A 19,496-nucleotide genomic window follows, 5' to 3' on the forward strand; every position below is an offset into this window, starting at 1 on the left:
TTGCGCCATGGACGGTGACATGATCGGGCGTGTCATCAAGGGTCGCTACAAACTGATTGACGAAAGAGGGCGGGGCAACTTCGCCACCGTCTATGTTGCTCGTGACCTCGAAAACAACCATATTTATGCCATCAAGGTGCTGCATGTCGAGCTGGCGGGAGACAGCGAGCTGCTGGCCCGCTTTCAGCGTGAGGCCCGCATCCTGTTGCACCTGAGCGATCCCCATATTGTGCGTATCATCGACTATGGGGAAGATCATAACATGCACTTTATCGTGATGGACTACATCGATGGGCAGAATCTCAAGTACCATACGATCACCTATGGGCCGCTGAAGCCCTCGCGAGCGCTCAACTACGCGCATCAGATTGTCGAGGGTCTGGACGTCGCCTACCGGCATGGTGTGGTCCATCGCGATATCAAGCCGCAGAACATCCTCATTAACACGAAGGATGTCGTCAAAATCACTGACTTCGGGCTGGCACGCAGCAGCGAGACGGTCACCCTGACCCGCTCAAACATGTTCATGGGCACTCCTTACTATATTGCGCCCGAGCAGGCCGAGAGCGGACGCTCGGCAGACACCCGCTCGGATCTCTATTCGGTCGCCACCGTCCTGTTTGAAATGCTAACCGGCCATCCGCCATTTGAGGGTGAGACAGCAGTCGATATCGTCATCAAGCACATGAATGAGAAAGTGCCCTCGATTTGCCGGCAGCGGCCAGAGCTGCCGGCGGAGATGGACCAGTTTTTCCAGAAGGCGATGGCCAAGGCGCCCGCAGAACGCTATCAGACTCCTCAGGAGTTCCTGGCCGCCTTAGAGCAGCTACAGCAGCGCGTTCATGAGGTAGGCGCTGATGAGCGTGCCGAGCCTCCCGAGGGAGAGCGCGCCGCTCCTCCTCGCATACCTCCTCAAAAACAGGCTCGCCTGGTCGTCATCGCCACGGGCCAGGTCTTTCCTCTTACCGGTGAGCAAATGGTCGTCGGTCGCCACGATCCAATTCTGGGGATTTACCCCGAGATTAATCTAATGGATAAGACAGTTGGCAGACGGCATGCCTATATCCGCAATCAGCATGGTACTTTTACCGTTGAAGACTTGAACGCTCTCAATAAAACCCGCTTAAATGGAGTGGTTCTTGCACCGCATGAGGAGCACGTACTCAAGGATGGAGATATTCTTCGCTTCGGCAGCGTCGAGGTTCGCTTTGAACTGCGCTGAGCTATTACGCTATTTTGCAGTTGTAGGGACGGCCCACGCGGTCGCTTTCTCCGCCAGGACATGTGGATCGGCCAGGCAGCTCCTACAACTCGGAGGGGTGAACCAGTATGCATAATCTACTATCGAGTCCGCTCATCCTCGTCATTGCAGCGGTCGTCGTTATCATCCTGATCGTGGGGGCCATCTTGCTGATACGCAGCAGCGGCAAGAAGCGCGATGAGGAGACGAGCGCCGCCCAGGCTCAGGCACCAGAGTGGCAGCGCCAGGCCGCCCCAGGAGGATGGGGCCAGCAAGCGATGGGGAACGCTCCCGATCAGCTCTGGGGCCAGCCAGCCCAGTCACAGCAGCCGGGCGGATGGGGAAGCCCTGGCCCGGGCATGGCCCAGCCTCAGCAGCAGTCTCCGTTCTCGCCCTGGGGCGCCCAGGGCCCGGCTCAGCAGCCAGGCGGATGGGGTGGCGCAGGAGCCGCTGGAGCGCAGCCCCAGGCAGCGCCCTGGTCCGCACAGCCCCAGGCTCAGCAACCAGCTCAGCCGATGTCTCCCTGGGGCGCCCAAGCGCAAAGCGCTCCCTGGGGAATGCCCCCCGGGCAGGCTCAGCCCCAGGGCACACCTTCTTCCTCGGGTGCCAGTTGGGATAATGTCCCACCCGGCGGCCCAGTCCCGCCTTGGGAGAGCCAGCAGCCAGCAGGGGCTCAGAACCCCTGGGGTCAGACTGCCCCTCAGAGCGGTAACACCGCACCTTGGGGTCTGTCACAGCAGCCACAGCCGCCTTCTGGCCCAACAGCGATGCCGGCCTGGGGTCAGAGCGGGCAAACAGGACAACCCGCTGCCGCCGATCCCTGGGCCCAGGCTCAGTCCCAAAGCGCGTCTCCCGCTCAGCCCTGGGGCCAGGGACTGCAGCCCCCGCAAGGCGCTGGCATGATGGGGCAGGTCCCTGCCACACCAGCCCCGGCTTCGCCCGCCAGCAACCCCTGGCAGCAGCCCCAGCAGGCTCAACAGCCCGTCTCTCTGCCCGGCTTTGCTCCCGCCGGCCCCACTGGCCAGCCCGGCCAGTTCGGCCAACCCCAGGAGGTCGCACCCGCCGCCTTCTCCGAAGCCGATAAGACGATGCTGCGCACGACGGGACCGCAGGCTCGGATCGGTATCTTGCGCGTTGAAGAAGGGAAAGAGGCCGGTCGCGTCTACGAGATCCGTAAGGACTCGCTCAGCATCGGGCGCAGTCGCGAAAGCGATATCTTCCTGGAGGATCTGGCCGTCTCTCGCCTGCATGCCTCGATCATCAATATGGGCAATGGCAATTATGCCCTTAAGGATGAGGGGAGTGCCAACGGGACCCGGCTGAACGGCCAGATGATCACCAAGTACCAGCCCTATCCGCTCCAGGAAGGGGATAAGATCCAGCTTGGGCAAACCGTGCTTGTCTTCGCCAAACGTTGATGACAGATCTGTGGCTTAGCGTACTGTCACCTGGCCTGGCTGGCTTCGTTCAGTCTGGCTCGGTATTCTTGGGTTTGGCTTGTTGGTTCGGTTCTTCGGCCCCGGGTTTGCCTCCCTCTCACCAGGTCAGGCAGGCTCGGAACGTGTGTCACATCGGTCGGGCACCCGCCGCGCCGCATCGCTTCGGATGCCACGGCTGGTTGCTGGCCTCTCGGCCCGGCAGCCGCCGCCAGGGTGCCCTCCTCAATGGGGTGAGTTGTGCAGCCACAACACGATGAGCTGATCGGAGCAACACTCGGAAACTATCGGATTCTGGCCCCGCTGGGCCAGGGCGGCATGGCCCGCGTCTACCGCGCCCGACAGGAAAATCTGGATCGCGAGGTCGCCATCAAGGTGCTCCCGCCCTGGTACGCTGCAGACCGCAGCTTCGTCGAGCGTTTTAACCTCGAAGCCCGTCTGGTCGCTCGCCTCTCTCATCCCAATATCGTGACAGTCCACGACGCCAGCGAGTATAACGGGCTGCTCTACATCGTCATGCAATTGGTCGACGGGGGAACGTTGAAGCAGCGGCTCGACCAGCTCCGCGCCCAGGGGAAGACGATGGACCTGGCTGAGGCAGCGCACATCTTTCGCCAGCTTGCCGATGCCCTCAGCTATGCCCACGACCAGGGCATTATTCACCGCGATGTCAAACCTGTCAATGTGCTGATGGATCGCTCAGGCCGCCCTATCCTCTCAGACTTCGGCATCGCTAAGGTCCTGGCAAGCAGCCATGAACAGCTGACACGCCCGGGCGCCGGCGTCGGCACCCCTGAATATATGTCCCCGGAACAATGTATGGGCGGGCAGATCGATGGACGAGCCGATATCTATGCACTGGGCGTGATGCTCTATGAGGCTCTGACCGGACGCACGCCCTTCATTGGCGATAACTATCCAGCTCTGGCTCACAGCCACCTCTACGAGCCACCATCTCCACCAAGCCGCTTTAATCCCACTCTCCCCCCTCCGGTGGAACGAGTGATCTTGACGGCCCTGATGAAGGACCCTGCCCAGCGCTACCAACGAGCCAGCGAGCTGGCCGATGCTCTCGATCTGGCTCTCCACGCTACTGGTCGATTGCCAGCTTATCAACCAGCCTATCCAAGGGAGCGCTTCGCCTCAGCGGCTCCTCAGCTTGCTCAGGCAGCCCCAGCCGCTTCAGCGGGCCAGTCTGTCGCGCCCGGAGCCGCCCAACCACGTACAACTGGCTATCTCTGCCCAAATTGCCAGCATCTCAATAAACCCCACATGCGCTACTGTACTCGCTGCGGCTGCCCGATCAATCAGTGCCCTGGCTGCGGGCGTATCCACCTGGCCAGTACCCGCTTCTGTACCGCCTGTGGACACGCTCTTTCCACCGTCCCTGTTTAATGCACCTTGATAGAAACATTCACCTTTTCATCTTTGCCAGGCTGAATAAGCTGCTCCAGAACACGCCGCTGCTGCAGCAGACGCTTCTGGAGCAGCGAAAGCAGCGCTTCGTCGCTCATGGCCAGAATACTGCGAATGCGCTCAACCAGAACACTCGGCTGTGTCGGCTTGGTCAAATAGTCGACAGCCCCCTCCTCCAGGCCGCGCACCTGCTCGCTCAGGCGAGTTGAGGCGGTCAATACCAGGACACGAATGGGGGGACTAAACTTGTTGGCTCGCAGCCAATGCAGTACCTCCCAGCCAGAGATAGGCCGCATGTTTAGATCGAGCACGATCAGCTGAGGGCCAAAGCTGGGCACCAGCTCCATTGCCTCCTTCCCACTGCGCGCCCCACGTACCTCGAAGTGAGCATAGGACAGAAAAAGACTGAGGACATGAAGAATAGCTTCGTCATCCTCAACAATGAGAATTTTCGGCTTTCGCTCTTGAACAGACATGTCATCACCTTCTCCCAACCGCGGGGCAGCCAGAAAAGGCCCATGAGGAGCCACGGCCAGCATCCTTTGATGGAAAGACCAGCCTGGCACAAGACAAGACAATAAGCCAGCTTACCTGCGCGGCTTACGCGACTTACGAGGCGAGAGCATGCGTGCGTGTCAAGGGGAAGCGCACCTCCGCCACCGTATAGCCTCCACAGATCGGCTTGAGGCCAGGCGTGTTAGCCGGCGGATCAAGCTCGGTCACACGCCGTAGACTGAAGCGCCCACGCAGATCAGCAAGCAAATTGCGAATCAGCGAGAGGCCCAGCCCCTCACCGCTTTCTTCTTCCTCCAGGGGCTTCTTCGGCCCTCTCCCCGTATCAATGACCTCGACCACAACCATGCCTTCCTCCTCACGTCCCCGCACCAACACCGTTCCCTCGGTCAGATCAGCCATGCCATGCTTAATGGCATTCGAGACCATCTCATTGAGCACCAGGGCCAGAATCGTGACCGCCCGAGAGGGAATCACGATCGGACACGGCTCAACCTTAAAGGTAATATGAGCATCCGGTGGACTGAGATTCGCGCTGGCTACACCAACTATCTTGCGCGCAATATCATCAACTCGCGCCTCACTAAGATCCTCATGCGCCAGCAGATCGTGGGTGGCCGCCAGTCCCTGGACCCGATTGACGCTCTCGGCCAGGGTATTGCCAACCTCGGGCGAGCGTGTCCGCCGGCGCTGTAGTGAGAGAATGCCGGCCACTGTGGCCAGGTTGTTCTTGACCCGGTGGTGCAGCTCGCGCAAGAGCATCGACTTCAGCTCCAGACCGCGCCGCGTCTCCTCATAGAGGCGCGCATTCTCAATAGCAATGGCGGCCTCATTCGCAAAGGTCACCACCAGCTGCATCTGCTCAGGGCTTAGCAGATGCCTGTGGCTACTATAGATACAGATACATCCCAAAACTTTCCTTTTTACTTCCAGTGGCACACAAAGAACCGAGTGGATCTCAGACGAAATGAAGGGGTCAGCGCGCAGAAAACATTTCTCATCCTGCTGGAAACAGTCGACGAGCATAATCGGGCGCCCCGTCTGGACGGCACGCCCTGCGCAGCACTCGCCTACTTTGACACGTGCCTGCTGGATCTGGCTGCCGCCCAAGCCATAGTGGGCCAGAATGTGCAGTGTCTGCGTCTCGGCATCCAGCTCAAAGATACATGAGCGCTCGGCGCCGCTGAGATGCACCGCCTGAGTGGTGATCATCTGCAACACTTCGTCGAGATTCAAGGTGCGCGCAATGACAGTGGTGACACGGTGAATAGTCGCCAGCTCGTGAACCTTGCGCCGCAGCTGCTCATCGGTTTGCTCGTAGAGGCGCCCATTTTCGACATTGATGGCAATGATCCCCGCTACCACCTCGAGAAAGTTGATCTCGTCGGGCGTGAAGTCACGCGGCTCCTCCGACTGCACGCTGATGACCCCAATCAGGCGCTCAACTGAGCCGAAGAAGATAATCGGGAGTGCCATCAAGCCGTGATACTCTGTATCGTAGGTGGTGGCCTCAGCGGCAAAGTTCGGGTCGCCCATGACGTCGCGAACCAACAGGGGATGGCCTTTATCAGCCACCCAGCCACTGTATCCCTCACCCAGACGTAAGGTGAAATGCATGCCCCCAAGCGGGCGCGGGCCATTGGTCGCCCGCAGCGTTAGCAAGCGCTGCAACTCGTCGTAAAAGAAGATCGCGCACAGCGAGACCTGTAGCTCCTCCGCCACAATGCGCGCCGTCAACTCCAGCGTCTGATCAAGATCCATGCTGGAGTTGTTAATGCCGTTGATGCGCTGCAGAGCCAGGAGACGCCGGCTATTGCGCTCCAAGGCGCGCCGCTGTTCGTCAGCAATCTGGCTGACCGCCTCCTGATAGCCATGAGTCAGCGCCAGCGAGCAGGTCGACTGGAGCCGGTAAAGGCGTGCCAGCGCTGCGGCCAGCAACTGGGGCTGGTCAGTAAAAATAGCCTGCAACTCCTCGCTGAGGGCATCGATATAGACCTGCATGGCTTCCAGGCGGGCATCTAATCTCCCCCCCTGCTCCGCCAGCCAGCGCCCCGAGCGCTCAAAGCGACTCTGCAGCCCGGTTTCATCTTCTCCCACTAGCGCCTGCAAGAACAGCCAGGCATCGCTCCCTTCTTCGGGACCAGAGCTTGCGCCGGAGGCACGTTGTAAGCATATCTGTAACCGTGAGAGGTGTTGACCAAGCACCTGCTCCACTTCACACTGTTGCGACACGTCCTGTCACCCTGTTCTGGTTACTGCCTCTCTTGCAAGCCACGGATGGAAGATGCGCCCTTTCCTCTGAGGGCGAGGACCAGATATTCTCAGGTCAACCAGGCCAGATGTCTTATCCGACCTTTCTGCTTCAGAGAGATGTGCTATCCTCTGCCCGTGGTACTTCAGCAGCGACCGCTACGAACTTGAACCACATTATATCATAGATAGCGGCCAGTATATAGCTGTCTGGTCTTCTCCAGGCTTTTCCCTCCAGCGGGCCTTCCCACGGCCTGTCTTTGATAGCCTTTTCAGGGGAAGAGCCGCCCGCTGGTTCATCCTTCGACCGTTACTAAAAAAGTAACGGGAAATAACGCTGAGATCACTCGTGAGCATGTATGGGAGAAACAACCGATGAGAAGGTGCTCGCACTGCGGCCTGTCACTCTCGCCAACCTGGACAGATAGCCGCTGCCCCCGCTGTGGCTCTGTCCTGGGCCAGGTCCCCCCATCATCATCGTCTCTGGCCCCTGATTGGGCAGCGCCCTTTGAATACCAATGGGGAACTGTCCCGACCCCTATGCCCCAGGCCCAGCCTGGCAGCGCAGGGTCAGTCCCAACTTCTGTTCAACAAATGCCCTTCCCGAGCTGGCCTCAGCCCGGGCCGGCTCCTCAGCCAACTCCGCTGCCGCCAGGAGGTGGAGACTGGAACGACGTCGATCCCGCCAGCCCAACCACTGTCTTCCAGCCCCAGCTGGTACAACAACCGCCCCAACCACAAACGCCGCTCTGGCTCCCCGGGACTCCACTTCAGCAAGGTACGTCCCCGCAGGAGTTCTCGCCTGCTACTCCAGCCACGGCGGGCACAGCCTTCACTGCTCCTTCTTATCGTCCCAGCCATGTGCGCCTGGGCTTCTTCACTTCAGCCGCTTGCCTGGTGACGGCTGCCATTATCCTGCTCTTTGTCTGGTTCATGGCCACCAATATGGTGATAAACCCCACCGGAGGCAGCACCAGTTTGCAGAACGCAGTGAGCGCCACGGCAAGCCGTAACGGCCCGGCTACACCGCTGGCCAGCGCTACCGCCTCCCCTTCCACGACAGCGCTGCCCGGCCAGGCTTATATTGATCAGCCCCAGCTGGCCAGTGCCGTCAATACACAGACGGGCCAGCCTAGCCAGGTGACAACAACTTTTAAGACCAATCAAGCCATCTACGTCACTTTTGCTCTCCATCCACATGGGCAGGCAGGTGCTGTCTGCGTTTACTGGTATCTCAATGGGAATAGTGTGACTAACTTTGCTTTCCCTGTCAGGCCCTACAGCCAAACTGGCTACTCCTATGCCATTTATGGTCAGCCTGGGACAGGAAGCGTTGATCTCTATTGGGCAAGCACAACGCAATGCACGGACCGCGTCCTGGCCCAGCACGTTACCTTTACGGTTGTGGCTGGATGACTGGTTGCTTTGCTCGGAAGCCCTGCCCCGGTAACTTGGTGTGGTGGCCGGCCTCTCACCTGCCTCTGATTCGGCAAGGAGTAAATCCGTCGCAAAATGATCCCCTTGCCAGCGTTTTCTCTAAAGGTGGCTGGAAGCAGCCACCTGGCAGCCGCGATGACGCGTGTTATAGTGAGAGAGCAGCAAGCCAGGCCGGGGGGTGAGCCGAAAAGGGAAAGTAGCAGGGACGGTGAGCAGAGAGGCAGGCCAGGGTCAGGCTAAAGTCGGGAGAAGGAATGCCCCAGGCGGGCGTCTCCAGCGTCTCAGCGGTTCCTGGACCACGGTACAGCTTTGGTCCTGATGAACGCCCACCGGCTGCTGGTCTACTTGAGTGAGGAGGTTTTCCCATGCAATGCAATCGTTGCGGGGCAGCGCTCCCTACAGGAGCCGCCTCGTGCCCGGTCTGTGGCAATCCTACACCCTATAACCTTGCTAGCCAGACCCCCTATGACCCTACTGTGGCCGCTATTCCATCCCAGGGGACTCCCCCTCCGCCGCCGGCTACTAACTACGGCCCCCAGGGGAGTTCTCCCTATGGCCCGTCAGGCATGCCTACCGATCCCTATAGTCCTTCCCCCGTAGGACCCTATGTACCTGGCGGCCCAGGCCCCTACGGCCCACCTCCTACTCCACCACGCAAGAGCAACCTCGGCAAGGTGCTGCTCATCGTCGGCGCGGTGCTGCTGGTCATCGTCGCTGCCTGCTGTGGCGGTTTCTTCATTATAGCACGTAATGCTTCTAATAGTGTCGTTAGCAGTATTAATGCGACTGCCACCGCTATCGCTGCGACAGTTTCGGCAGAGGAGGGCACAGCCAGTAGCCTGCTGACTCCAACGACCACCGTGGCTCCTACCACCTCGGCCCCCTCTAACCAGCAAGGTCCCTCACCATCCGGTTCGCCCATTGCTACCTCGGCCAGTGCCATCGTCACTAAGATACAGATGGCCGATCAGGTGAACGATGTAACGCCAACTCATCTAACCTCAACCTTTAAAACGCACCAAACCATTTATGCCGCTTTTGAGATAAAAAGTGGCAGTAGTGGCTACATGGTAGCTAAATGGTATCTTAATAATGTACACGCCTTTGATAATAAAGTATTGCAGGTGAAACCAAGCTACGACGCAGGTTACTTCGCTGGCTATTACAACCTGGCTGGTCAGGGAGCGGTCGAGATCTACTGGTGCACGACCTCTGACTGCAGCGACGCTCAACTCGCCCAGGTGGCCACCTTCACTGTCGAGGAGAGCAGCTAACTCGGGCTCAGACGGGCGTGGGCCGCTACAGCGCTCGATCTGCCGAGCGAGTAGCGCACCTCCCGCCCGTGAGCCTGGCTGCTCTGTCCAGCCAATCAGCAGCAGCGGAGAAGTGTACGCCTGCGGTTCCGCTCCTCAACCTGAGTCCGGCGAGGAGAATGGCTAGTCGTTGGATAGGCCTTCGCTGACAAAAGGAGCCAGGGCGGCCCTCAGCTGGGCGAGTTCCTGTCCGTCCAGGGGCAAGACCGGCGAGCGTGGCTGGCCTCCATAGCCCCTGAGCAGCTGCAGGGCGGCCTTGAGCCCGGCTACACTGTAGGTTGTGGTCAGTAGGGCATTGAGTGCTACCAGGCGAGCTTGTAGGCGGCGGGCCTCTTCGAGACAGCCGGAAGCAAAAAGAGTCTGGACGCGACAAACCTGCTGTGGCAGAACGTTGGCCAAGGCCGGTACTCCTCCCCGCGCTCCGACAGCCAGCGCCGGTAGCAGAAAGCCAGCGCTGCCAGCTAACACAGCGAAATCGGGACGGCTGGCATCCAGCTGGTCAACGATCTGAGCCAGCTTGGCAATGTTGCCAGCGCTATCTTTGAGGCCGATGATATTGGGGTGTTCCTCGGCCAGACGGCAAATCAGTGACGCCTCTATGTCCAGACCTGCCGTATTGGCTGGCATATTGTAAATCACAACGGGCAGGGGAGAATAGTTAGCGACTGCCCGATAATGCGCCAGCAGCGCTGCTCCAGTCATCCGCCCACGGAAATAGAAAGGGGGTAGCACTAGCACAGCATCGGCCCCCGCTCGAGCCGCTCGCTCACAGCCAGCGATGGTAGCCCGCGTCGACTGCTCTCCACAGCCGGCAAGCAACTGGAGTCGGGGATGAGCTATCTCTTTTGGGTGGTCCAGCTGGTCAATGACTTGACGTGCCGTGCGAATGACCTGTTCGCGCTCCTCGCTGGTCAAGTGGGGCGCTTCTCCATTCGAGCCAAGAACCACATAACCGGCGATATCGCTCTCGGCCAGCCAGCGGAGGTGGCCCTCCAGCGTCGCCAGGTCAAGCTCCTCGTCGGGAGTGAAGAACGTCGGAACCGGCGGATAAATCCCCTGTAAATGCAAGGCAGACATGTCTCTTCTTTCCCTCTGCTAGGCCATACACTACTGGCCGAATCCCTTGGGCGGCGGGGAGGAAGAGGCTCGGAGCATGCAGCAACCAGAGCCAGGTCGGCCCCCCTTAGTGGATGAGAGTGGTCAGCGCCATGAAGCTCAGTGCCGCAACCACCGCGAGAAGGAAGACCAGCGCCAGGAGAAAAGAGAGACCACGCCGTCGCGCTGCCGCTGCGCGCTCCCGCTCAAGGCGCGCATCCTCAGCAGGACACCATTGAGGACGGGCGCAATAAGGGCAGAGCGGAAAAAGCTCGTAGGGTTGACAGAGTCTGCCCCCACCGTAGCGATAGCCGCCGATCTCATAGCGAATCTGCTCACTCTCGAAGACAGCCCGACAGTGAACACAGCGCAATAGCAGATATTCCGCCCAGTCATAGGCCTGACAACGTGGACAGGCCACTTTCTGAGCTGGAGCCGATACTACTCCCGCGGGAGCAGACCAGCGATGGTGACAGCGATGGCAATGGCAAACATCACCCTCTGGTGCCCCTACAGCCGTCGAGAGCCGCAGGTGGAGCGCCCCATCTTTGCGCGCCTGGCCACCGCTGACGCTGCCGCGCAGCAGCCCCTGCTCTCTCAAGGTGGCCGCCTGCTTAGCGTCCAGACTATAGATGATCTGGCCTAGATAGATGGTCGCCGGGCCATCCAGCGCGGGGAAATCATAATGGCGTTGGCGATCGCGACGGGCCTGCGGGGAAACCTCAGCTTTAGCCGCTTTAGCAGAGCTGGAGCCTTCACTCTCCGCATGCGGAGAGTGATCGGCTCTTGCCAGGCCAAGCTGTTGCCGGCGACGCTCATCGTAAGCTCGCCTTAGTTCAGCATCGCTGAGCGTCTGATAGGCCTCCAGAATCAGACGCATGCGCTCCTCAGCATCCTCGCCCTTATAGACATCAGGATGATAGCGAAGCGCCAACTTTTTGAAAGCAGCCTTGATCTCAGCGGGAGAGGCGCCGGCCTCTACCCCCAACACAGCATAGTAGTCGACAAAAGAACTCATCGGGTGCCCATCTCAGCATCCAGCTCGTGGAGCATGCCGCCCGGTTTTTTACTAACGGTACGTATGATACCACAGAGAAGATACGCCTGAGCCATGCCTTTGTTTCAGTTTCAGAAGGCCGACCCAGGCCGACCTGACCCAGAGAGGATCTGAGCGCAGTTGCGTCCAACGAGCATCAGCCGGGGCAGGCGCTATCAAGCCAGTCTTCATGCCGCCTCAGGTGACACAGGACCAAGGGCCGCAAGAGATAGCAGGTAAACAACGGGAGGAGAATCCAGTCCTGGTCAGAGGCAAGGCAGCCTTCAGAAGCGCTCTTCGCCGGTGTTCCACATCAGCTTTCTGGGATCGTCGGGCGAAAACTGCGAGAGAGTGGACGAGGCTCCCCGCGAGCGACCCTCATCCTCGCGCAGCTGCTGAAGGGCCAGCACGGCCTCCCGCAAACGTCTGTTTTCCTCGCGCAGCTGATAGAATCCCTGTTTCATCTTCTGCAGTTCAGCAGAGTCTTGATGCAAGCGTTGCATGCGAGCCAGCAAGTTATTGAGGGAGCCAGAGATCTGCCAGAGTACATTGTCGCCTGTTAGCGGAACGCGAGCGCTGTAGTCACCGTTGGCCACCCGGGTATGGGTCTCCACGATTTTCTGAATGCTGTTTTCCAGCTGCTCCTTCTGCCGGGCAGCGGCCTCAGCCTGCAGGGCCAGGTCATGTTCCAGACGAGCGATCTCTTCCGCGCGGTCGGCACGTGCCAGAGCGTGTACTGTGCTGCTAACCCAGACATAGGCCACGACCGAGATGATTATCTGGCTGATGAGGATAGGACTAATGATGCCGGTGAAGTTGATTTCAAGCATACCCATCAGCTCGGGTGTTTGGGGGAGCTGGGTCAGGGCAAAGAAGGTAAAGAGACAGTTGATCAGAGCAACTACGAACACCCACCAGGGGGCCAGGAAGGAGACTGCACAGACCAATGGAAGGATCAGCATGCCAAAAACCGGCAGATCCATCATGTTGATACCGCCAGGGGTGGTCACAATATCGGCGATGGGGAAGAACATAAAGGTCAAAACCACAACGAAGCCGGCCGCATTGACAAAGCCAAGACGGTTCAGAACCGTCGCAATAACCAGCATAAAGAAACAGGCGATGACGATGGGCACCAGGTAGAAATTGGTGCCGAGAAAGCCAGCAGGAAGAGCTACAATGAGCAGAAGGTAAAGGGCGGGCAGGATCTGACTGCCAGTCCGCCCGCGCCGGAAGAGTTCGCGACGCTGGAAGGAGGCCGAGGCCGGCGGCATCGCCGGTGAGGCCAGCCGATACCACCAACGCAGCCAGCGATTCTCACGGTGGTCGGAGGCCAGATAACTGGGCACTTCCGCATCAGTACTCTGGGTATCGAGATCAGCAACGGTGATCCTTTTCATAGGGAAGCCTTTCCTTCCTTGTTTTCGCAAGACAGGTAGAACTGAATAGCTGGGCAACCAGCAAGGAAATATGCATTGGGAAAGAAAAGCGCATCAGGCACCTTTCTCCCAGAAAGCCATCTCTGCTTAGGAGGCTGCGTCTTTGTGCCTGGCAGTGCCAGCTCAGCTAATCGCGAGATCTCCCTCTCACGGCGCTACAGGCGGATCACACCGATCGCCTGGAGATCACGCAGAACAGCACGCACCGCCTCGGGAGAGGTCGAGAGAATCTCAGCGATTTTCTCGACAGAACGGGTTCCGTCAGCGAGAGCAAAGACCATGCGATGCATGCGCGACCAGCCAACCATCTGCCACTGTTCCAGATGCAGCAGGCGCTGCGGGAAAGCTGAAGGCCCTGTGGGCGTGTTTCTCACCTGCCCGGACACAGCATGCGACTCAATGGGAACTTCCTCTTGAGGGATAAAAGTCCAGTCGAGCTTTCCCAGGCGTGCGAGCTTTGGCGAAGCGTCTTCCTCTTTCAGACGCCTCCCACTCTTGCCAACGAAGAAGCAGGAAACAATCTGCCCTGCACGTAGAATGATCTCAACACGGCATGGCTCCGGCATCCCCGGGACTCCCGAGGGGAGATCGGCATAGAGGAGTCCGGTTTTGCGATGTTCGCGCATGACCTGTTTCATTGTCTCAAAGTCCAGGCGATACATCGATCAAGGCTCTTCCTGTTGCAAACAAGGAGCCAGGAGCCTGGCACAATCAGGCTCCTGACCTTCTTCGATTCACAGAGCTCCACAATTCGGGGAAAGACGGTAACCGCTTCCTGGTGCTGCGTATAGGGTTCTTCCCACAGAGCCGACTCCTCGCTTAGTTATTTTAACAGATGATGGCATCCTCAAATATTAAGATTATATAAAAATGCCGGGCAAATATTGCATAAATCCTTAGAAGGTACTATCCTTTCATAGATAGAGATGCCCGGTTCTTTGGGGCCTTCTACCCAGTGAGGTATTGACAGGGCTTTATATCATAGATCCAGTGAAAGATATAAGTCAAGCTCTTCAGTCAGAATAAGCTCTTCCATTGAGGGCCTCCCGGTGATGCTAACGGCTAAATATGTGACAGCGCTTATTAAGCCTTTCTCACTATACAAATTTCCTTGTTTCTGGCAATAGAGACTATTATCTCTAGATTGTGGCAGAAACGACACACTGGGAGAACCCTGTGATAGATATGCTTGATTCGACACACCAGCGCATCAGCGTGACCGCCTTCCTGACAGCGGCAGCACGCGCCGTCGAGAGCCAGCGACCAGATCGTCTCTTCGACGATCCTTGGGCCGCTTTGTTGGCCAGCCGTGAGGGATTCAGTATTCTCGAGAAAGGGGAAGATCGGGGCGCCTCGATCGTTGTACGTACACACTATTTCGATGAGTGGCTACAACGCTTGACTCACGAGGAGGGGCTGCGTCAGATCGTGCTCCTCGCCGCCGGACTCGATACGCGAGCTTTCCGTCTCACCTGGCCCCCAGCTACCCGTTTCTTCGAGCTTGACTTACCCGCAGTGGTCCTTTATAAGGAGGCCCGGCTTCAGGTCCATCAGGCTCAGCCACGCTGCCAACGCACGATTCTGGCCGTCGACCTGACCTCCTCCAATTGGGAAAACCAGCTGCAGCAGGCTGGCTTCCAGCTGGCGCTTCCTTCGGTCTGGCTCGTAGAAGGACTCTTCTTCTACCTTCCCCTGGAGCAGACTCGCCAGCTGCTCGCCCGCCTGAGCCGCCTGGCAGCCCCAGGGAGCTGGCTCGGCTTCGATGCGATCCACAGCGCGATGCTCTCTTCTCCCCTGACCAGCTCTCGCATCCAGCTCACAAAGAAGAATAGGGCTCCCTGGATCGGGGCCATCGATGACCCGGTCGCACTCCTGGCCTCCTTTGGCTGGCAGGCCAGCTTTGTGCCCAACGCACGCAAAGGGTACGAGTATGGACGAGCGATCTTTCCTTTCATTGCCCCCGAGGCTCTCAACGCTGAGACCGAGAAGCTTTATCACATGCTCGTTACCGCCAAACGCCTGCCTTCAGAGGAGCCACTAAGACTATAAAGAAAAGAAAGGATAAGCAAGGAAGGAGTAGTAAGCTCGCTCGCCAACCTCTGCTCAGCCTCTACGAGTGGCCAGAGGGCACGGCCCAGCAGAAGACTGGAACTTCCACTTCATGAGGAGAGGAAAAGCTCGCGTTACTGCTTGCCCTGTCACTGGCCACGGGGTGCCATGCAATCAGTCCAGACCAGATAGACAGGATGAGATCGACAGCCACCGGTCTGCTCTGTCGCAGGCTCAGCGACTTATCAGGACGCTGGCCCTAGATGTCGACCGTTGTGGCCAAGGGTCATGCAAGGGCACAAGGGTGCCTGGCCTGGAGAGCGCACGCTAGCTATACTTGCCACTCTTCCAGGTTCTAAAGGAGTAGCTCAATGAGCATCGTCATACATATAGAACAGCTTAGTAAGTCATTCATTCGGAATGATCGAGAGATAGTAGTTTTGCACAATGTGAATCTTGAAATCGAGAGCGGGAGCTTTGTCGTGCTCGCCGGCCCCAGCGGCTGCGGCAAGACGACGCTCCTCAATATCGTCGCTGGCCTGCTGCCACCCGATTCCGGAACGGTCTACTACAAGGGGGTTCCCATCAGTGGGCCCCGACTGGAAGTGGGTTACTTGACTCAGAAAGACACCCTGATGCCCTGGAGAACGGTCGAGCGTAATGTCGAAATGCCTCTGGAGATCAGGGGGATCGCTGCTTCGGAGCGGCGCCGGCGCGCTGCCGAGTTCATTCGCCTGGTCGGACTGGAAGGTTTCGAGAAGCTCTATCCTCACGAGCTTTCGGGCGGCATGTTGCGCCGGGCCAGCCTGGCTCGAATGCTGGTCACCCTGCCTGAAACGCTTTTGATGGATGAGCCATTCGGAGCGCTCGATGCTCAGTTGCGTCTGGAGCTGCAAAATGAGTTGCTCTCGCTCTGGTCCAGGCAGCGCTCCAGCGTGCTTTTTGTGACGCATGATCTGGAGGAGGCCATTATCTTGGGTGATCGTGTGGTGGTCCTCGGCACGGGAGGCCACATCATCGCAGACGAGCCGATTACCTTGCCGCGTCCACGAGATGCCTTCCACATCCGCTTTCGTCCGGAGTTTACCAACCTGCACCGGCGCCTCTGGGATGCCCTCATGGAGTCCCGTCTGCAAGTGCAGAGGCAGGAGGTAAAGTTATGAGCCTGGTGAACCAGTTCCGGTCAGAGCCGTCGAGGTCTGTTCTTGTTGGACCTTCAGCTTTGGTCAAACAGGCCCAGCAGCGCAAGCAGCGTCAGCAATGGTTGATCTACGGGTCCCGCCTGCTGCTAGTGGTAGGCGTCCTGCTCTTCTGGCAATTCGCTTCGGGGACGATCCTTGATTCTTCCTTTCTAAGCAACCCGCTGGCCATTCTCCGCCAGACTATCACCTGGCTCAGCGACGGAGACCCCTGGTATGAGAGTACGCTTATCATTAATACCGCTGTGACCCTGGAGGAGACGCTGCTCGGCTTGCTCTTCGGCATCGTGAGCGGTTTGCTCTTGGGATTTCTTTTCGGCCTGCAGCCGACACTGGAGCGGATCTTTAACCCGTTCATCATTGCGCTGAATAGTATCCCAAAGATTGCCCTGGCACCGCTCTTCATTCTCTGGTTGGGGATCGAGATCCCAATGAAGGTCGTGCTGGCAGCGGTGACGGTCTTCTTCCTGATTTTCTTGAATACCCTCAACGGCGTGCGTAATGTCGATCAGCACCTGGTCGATGCGGTGCGCCTGATGGGAGGACGGCAGCGCGACGTGATCTTCAAGGTGATCCTTCCTTCGGCTACTGGTTCAGTGCTGACCGGCCTGCATGTGGCCATTCCCTATGCCTTGATCGGAGCCATTGTGGCAGAGCAGATTGGGGCCAACCACGGCATCGGCTATCTGATCCAGTCGTCCGGCGAATCCTTTAATGCCGCCGGCATCTTTGCCGCGCTGCTGGTCCTGACACTCATTGCAGGACTGCTGAATGCGATCGTGAACCTCATCGATCGAAAGACTTCCCATTGGAAGGCAGGCCTCAAACTCAGCAGCTCTGATCAATCCTGAGAAACAGCGTGGGGAAGACGTCGCTTTTCTCCCGGGAGCTGCTGAGCACGCCTCCCTGCCGATCGGAGAGAGGCAATGAAGCGATCTTCTCTGACATACCGCGGGCTTTGTGCGGCTCTGGCGTTCGTAATAGCTGCGGTGGACTTCGCTAGCTGTGGCTCGGCCCAGAGTACGGGTTGCTACTGACGCAATGGCTCTGGCCTTCATTCAAAAGTGCCCGGATCAGGCGATGCAGATTTTGCAAAAGGATACCCAGGTTGATGATAAGACAATAGCAGCGGACAAGGAGGTTCTGCAACATGCTTATCCAGCTACGCCAGTTGCCGATGAACATGCCTATGACGTAGTGGTAGCTTTCGATATCAAAGCAGGTCTGATTACTAGCGCTCCGCCTTATCAGCAGCTCGTAGATAATCAGACTGCTGTCCAGGCACTGCAAGGCTTCAGGCCCAGTGTATAGAACAATGGGAGTAGAGGAGCAGGTCTTGACCGCTCACTGCTACGGTTCCGCTTTCCGATCTGAAGTGACCCAGTTTCATCTTCAAGTCCGTCGTGTCCGAAATGCTCATCCAGAAGCTGCTCTTCTGCCAGAGCAGGGCACCATGACCAAAGGCTGCAGATGAAGGGTTGAAGGATCTACTTTCGAGCTGCTTATGTCCGGCTGAGTGGTTGATCGGATGGTAGGCAATCACCCTCTGCCGGCGTTCGAGCGCCTGAATTTTTCTTGAGGAGAAAAGGAGACCTCATTGATGTCCGAGACAGCTTATTCGCCAACGCCCAAGGAGCTTATTGGCCCAAGCGCTTTTATGACCGCAGCCGTCCGCGCTTTCGAGAGCCGACGACCGGATCGCCTCTTCAATGATCCCTGGGCTGCCGTCCTGGCTACCGAGGAAGGGGAAAGACGCCGGCTCCTGATTAAGGATCACGGGGCACCTATTATTGTCCGCACACGTTTCTTCGACGACTGCTTAGATCAACTGGTACATGAGGAAGACATCAGGCAGATCGTCCTCCCTGCCGCAGGACTAGATACCCGTGCCTTCCGTATGGAATGGCCGGAGGGTACACGCTTCTTCGAGCTGGATCAGCCAATGGTCCTTGAGTACAAAGAGGAGGTCTTGCAGAGGCACGGCGCCCGCCCCCTGTGCGATCGACGCAGCCTGGCCGTTGATCTGGCAGCTTCAGAATGGCCGGACGCTCTCGTGCAGGCCGGCTATGATCCCAACCTCCCAGCGATTTGGCTGGTAGAAGGGTTACTGTTCTACCTCTCAGAAGAACAAATCAGGAACTTCCTTAGCCAGGTTAGCAATCTGACAGCCCCCGGCAGCTGGCTTGGCTTCGATTCTGTACACAGCGCTATGCTCAAGTCTCCTTTGCTGGAGGTACGCACGAAGCTGGTCGCCAGCCTAGGCTCTCCCTGGCTCGGCGCTATCGACGACCCTGTATCTCTGCTTGGCTCTTATGGCTGGCAGGCGACCGTCGTCTATAGCGTCTACAAAGCGCTCGAGTACGATCGACCTGTCTTTCCTTTTATTCCCAAAGAAGAGCTGACACCCGAGTTGCTGAACCTTTATCATCTATTTGTTACGGCGAGGAAAGAAGGTACTCGCACCGGAGAGTAAGGCTGGCCTGGAGACTAGCTCCAAATCAGGTAGCCAGCCCGCTTGACGAGCGGAGCGAGTCTTCCAGTTGGAGCAGGCAGCTGAAACAGCCTGTTACCTGGCCGCGAGCATACAGCCCAGGGCTGGGAGCAAGGTCTGGACAAGTCGGTTTCTTAGACCGGCAGGTCGAGAGAGGCTTGGGCTAGACTTTGCTCACTTCATTAACCGATAGCCGAGGTCAAACTCGGGAATCCTGATACCGGAGGATAAAGAGAGTTATGCAATCCTTTGGAACCAGATTTTTCTGGTCCGCCTTGAGCCTGCTCGTTTTGATAAGCGTCATGCTCAGTGGCTGCAACTTGAATTTGGGGGCTAGCAGCGCCAGCGACGATATGAAGCTGAAGGTGGCCATCGATGCCTTCTCCAGCTCCTTCCTGCCCGACTTCGTCGCTCTCGACAAAGGCTATTTCCAGGCTCAGGGCCTCACCGTCTATCCCGTCCCCTTCCAGACTGAGCCAACCAGCCCCCAGATGGCTGAGGCCATCCACTCCGGGGCCATCGACGTCGCCATCGGCGGCCTGGTTACCGAAGCCTTCCTCGTTTCACGCATCGATGCTGACC

At 58.3% G+C, this 19,496-nt stretch carries 16 protein-coding genes and 1 pseudogene; 11 read left to right on the forward strand and 6 right to left on the reverse strand.

The annotated features are described in order from the left end of the window. Nucleotides 1-7 precede the first annotated feature (7 nt). The 3 genes from A4R35_RS11150 to A4R35_RS11160 all read left to right on the forward strand — a co-directional run bounded on the left by A4R35_RS11150 (nt 8) and on the right by A4R35_RS11160 (nt 4,071). The gene (locus A4R35_RS11150; protein WP_112429347.1) at nt 8-1,222 is read left to right on the forward strand and encodes a protein kinase domain-containing protein; all 1,215 of its coding nucleotides are present in this window, start codon (nt 8-10) and stop codon (nt 1,220-1,222) included. 107 nt (nt 1,223-1,329) lie between these two features. Continuing rightward, nucleotides 1,330-2,658: an FHA domain-containing protein gene (locus A4R35_RS11155; protein WP_112429349.1), complete on the forward strand. Its 1,329-nt coding sequence runs from the start codon at nt 1,330-1,332 to the stop codon at nt 2,656-2,658. Between the two features lie 258 nt (nt 2,659-2,916). After that, entirely contained in the window at nt 2,917-4,071 is a 1,155-nt protein-coding gene (locus tag A4R35_RS11160) for a serine/threonine-protein kinase (RefSeq protein ID WP_112429351.1), read from the forward strand. Here A4R35_RS11160 and A4R35_RS11165 read toward each other — a convergent pair. Together A4R35_RS11165 and A4R35_RS11170 are read right to left on the reverse strand one after the other, a co-directional pair. Then, complete coding sequence (locus A4R35_RS11165) at nt 4,068-4,568, reverse strand: response regulator transcription factor (protein ID WP_189361676.1); 501 nt, start codon at nt 4,566-4,568, stop codon at nt 4,068-4,070. The genes A4R35_RS11160 and A4R35_RS11165 overlap by 4 nt on opposite strands. Before the next feature lie 133 nt (nt 4,569-4,701). Beyond that, nucleotides 4,702-6,837, reverse strand: coding sequence for a GAF domain-containing protein (locus A4R35_RS11170; RefSeq protein WP_146747187.1), 2,136 nt, complete (start codon nt 6,835-6,837; stop codon nt 4,702-4,704). Nucleotides 6,838-7,449: 612 nt separating this feature from the next. Between A4R35_RS11170 and A4R35_RS11175 the strand changes: the two genes are divergently transcribed. Both A4R35_RS11175 and A4R35_RS11180 read left to right on the forward strand, forming a co-directional pair. After that, a complete protein-coding gene (locus A4R35_RS11175) occupies nt 7,450-8,271 on the forward strand; it encodes a hypothetical protein (protein WP_146747188.1) in 822 nt (273 codons plus the stop codon). 386 nt (nt 8,272-8,657) lie between these two features. Then, nucleotides 8,658-9,566 (forward strand): zinc ribbon domain-containing protein, encoded by a 909-nt coding sequence (locus A4R35_RS11180; RefSeq protein WP_146747189.1) that lies wholly within the window; start codon nt 8,658-8,660, stop codon nt 9,564-9,566. A gap of 162 nt (nt 9,567-9,728) precedes the next feature. Here the strand turns inward: A4R35_RS11180 and A4R35_RS11185 are convergent, their stop codons facing one another. The 4 genes from A4R35_RS11185 to A4R35_RS11200 all read right to left on the reverse strand — a co-directional run bounded on the left by A4R35_RS11185 (nt 9,729) and on the right by A4R35_RS11200 (nt 13,837). Beyond that, nucleotides 9,729-10,682, reverse strand: a complete 954-nt coding sequence (locus tag A4R35_RS11185; RefSeq protein ID WP_112429361.1) for a dihydrodipicolinate synthase family protein — start codon at nt 10,680-10,682, stop codon at nt 9,729-9,731. Nucleotides 10,683-10,788: 106 nt separating this feature from the next. Further along, entirely contained in the window at nt 10,789-11,718 is a 930-nt protein-coding gene (locus tag A4R35_RS11190) for a J domain-containing protein (RefSeq protein ID WP_112429363.1), read from the reverse strand. Between the two features lie 302 nt (nt 11,719-12,020). Next, nucleotides 12,021-13,136 carry a methyl-accepting chemotaxis protein gene (locus tag A4R35_RS11195; RefSeq protein ID WP_112429365.1) on the reverse strand — a complete coding sequence of 372 codons (1,116 nt, stop codon included), beginning with the start codon at nt 13,134-13,136 and terminating at the stop codon, nt 12,021-12,023. Between the two features lie 194 nt (nt 13,137-13,330). Continuing rightward, complete coding sequence (locus tag A4R35_RS11200) at nt 13,331-13,837, reverse strand: hypothetical protein (RefSeq protein WP_112429367.1); 507 nt, start codon at nt 13,835-13,837, stop codon at nt 13,331-13,333. A 523-nt stretch (nt 13,838-14,360) separates the two neighbouring features. Here A4R35_RS11200 and A4R35_RS11205 point away from each other — a divergent pair. The 6 genes and pseudogenes from A4R35_RS11205 to A4R35_RS24295 all read left to right on the forward strand — a co-directional run. Beyond that, on the forward strand, nt 14,361-15,224 hold the full coding sequence (locus A4R35_RS11205; RefSeq protein ID WP_112429369.1) for a class I SAM-dependent methyltransferase: 864 nt from the start codon (nt 14,361-14,363) through the stop codon (nt 15,222-15,224). A gap of 371 nt (nt 15,225-15,595) precedes the next feature. Next, entirely contained in the window at nt 15,596-16,387 is a 792-nt protein-coding gene (locus tag A4R35_RS11210) for an ABC transporter ATP-binding protein (RefSeq protein ID WP_112429371.1), read from the forward strand. Next, complete coding sequence (locus A4R35_RS11215) at nt 16,384-17,274, forward strand: ABC transporter permease (RefSeq protein ID WP_112429373.1); 891 nt, start codon at nt 16,384-16,386, stop codon at nt 17,272-17,274. Before A4R35_RS11210 ends, A4R35_RS11215 begins: the two co-directional genes overlap by 4 nt. 229 nt (nt 17,275-17,503) lie before the next feature. After that, on the forward strand, nt 17,504-17,734 hold the full coding sequence (locus A4R35_RS11220) for a hypothetical protein (protein ID WP_146747190.1): 231 nt from the start codon (nt 17,504-17,506) through the stop codon (nt 17,732-17,734). A gap of 289 nt (nt 17,735-18,023) precedes the next feature. Beyond that, on the forward strand, nt 18,024-18,896 hold the full coding sequence (locus tag A4R35_RS11225) for an SAM-dependent methyltransferase (RefSeq protein WP_112429377.1): 873 nt from the start codon (nt 18,024-18,026) through the stop codon (nt 18,894-18,896). Between the two features lie 257 nt (nt 18,897-19,153). Further along, nucleotides 19,154-19,496, forward strand: a pseudogene (locus A4R35_RS24295) (ABC transporter substrate-binding protein); the annotation flags it as partial.

It is taken from the genome of Thermogemmatispora tikiterensis, from assembly GCF_003268475.1.
In the GTDB taxonomy this organism is placed as follows: Bacteria; Chloroflexota; Ktedonobacteria; order Ktedonobacterales; family Ktedonobacteraceae; genus Thermogemmatispora; species Thermogemmatispora tikiterensis.

Excerpts from the sequence above, each read along its gene's own strand:
- A4R35_RS11180 (WP_146747189.1), top strand. The coding sequence starts at position 8,658 with ATGCAATGCAATCGTTGCGGGGCAGCGCTCCCTACAGGAGCCGCCTCG.
- A4R35_RS11155 (WP_112429349.1), top strand. The coding sequence starts at position 1,330 with ATGCATAATCTACTATCGAGTCCGCTCATCCTCGTCATTGCAGCGGTC.
- A4R35_RS11225 (WP_112429377.1), top strand. The coding sequence starts at position 18,024 with ATGTCCGAGACAGCTTATTCGCCAACGCCCAAGGAGCTTATTGGCCCA.
- A4R35_RS11165 (WP_189361676.1), bottom strand. The coding sequence starts at position 4,568 with ATGTCTGTTCAAGAGCGAAAGCCGAAAATTCTCATTGTTGAGGATGAC.
- A4R35_RS11175 (WP_146747188.1), top strand. The coding sequence starts at position 7,450 with ATGCCCTTCCCGAGCTGGCCTCAGCCCGGGCCGGCTCCTCAGCCAACT.
- A4R35_RS11150 (WP_112429347.1), top strand. The coding sequence starts at position 8 with ATGGACGGTGACATGATCGGGCGTGTCATCAAGGGTCGCTACAAACTG.
- A4R35_RS11195 (WP_112429365.1), bottom strand. The coding sequence starts at position 13,136 with ATGAAAAGGATCACCGTTGCTGATCTCGATACCCAGAGTACTGATGCG.
- A4R35_RS11215 (WP_112429373.1), top strand. The coding sequence starts at position 16,384 with ATGAGCCTGGTGAACCAGTTCCGGTCAGAGCCGTCGAGGTCTGTTCTT.
- A4R35_RS11220 (WP_146747190.1), top strand. The coding sequence starts at position 17,504 with ATGCAGATTTTGCAAAAGGATACCCAGGTTGATGATAAGACAATAGCA.
- A4R35_RS11210 (WP_112429371.1), top strand. The coding sequence starts at position 15,596 with ATGAGCATCGTCATACATATAGAACAGCTTAGTAAGTCATTCATTCGG.
- A4R35_RS11200 (WP_112429367.1), bottom strand. The coding sequence starts at position 13,837 with ATGTATCGCCTGGACTTTGAGACAATGAAACAGGTCATGCGCGAACAT.
- A4R35_RS11205 (WP_112429369.1), top strand. The coding sequence starts at position 14,361 with ATGCTTGATTCGACACACCAGCGCATCAGCGTGACCGCCTTCCTGACA.
- A4R35_RS11185 (WP_112429361.1), bottom strand. The coding sequence starts at position 10,682 with ATGTCTGCCTTGCATTTACAGGGGATTTATCCGCCGGTTCCGACGTTC.
- A4R35_RS11190 (WP_112429363.1), bottom strand. The coding sequence starts at position 11,718 with ATGAGTTCTTTTGTCGACTACTATGCTGTGTTGGGGGTAGAGGCCGGC.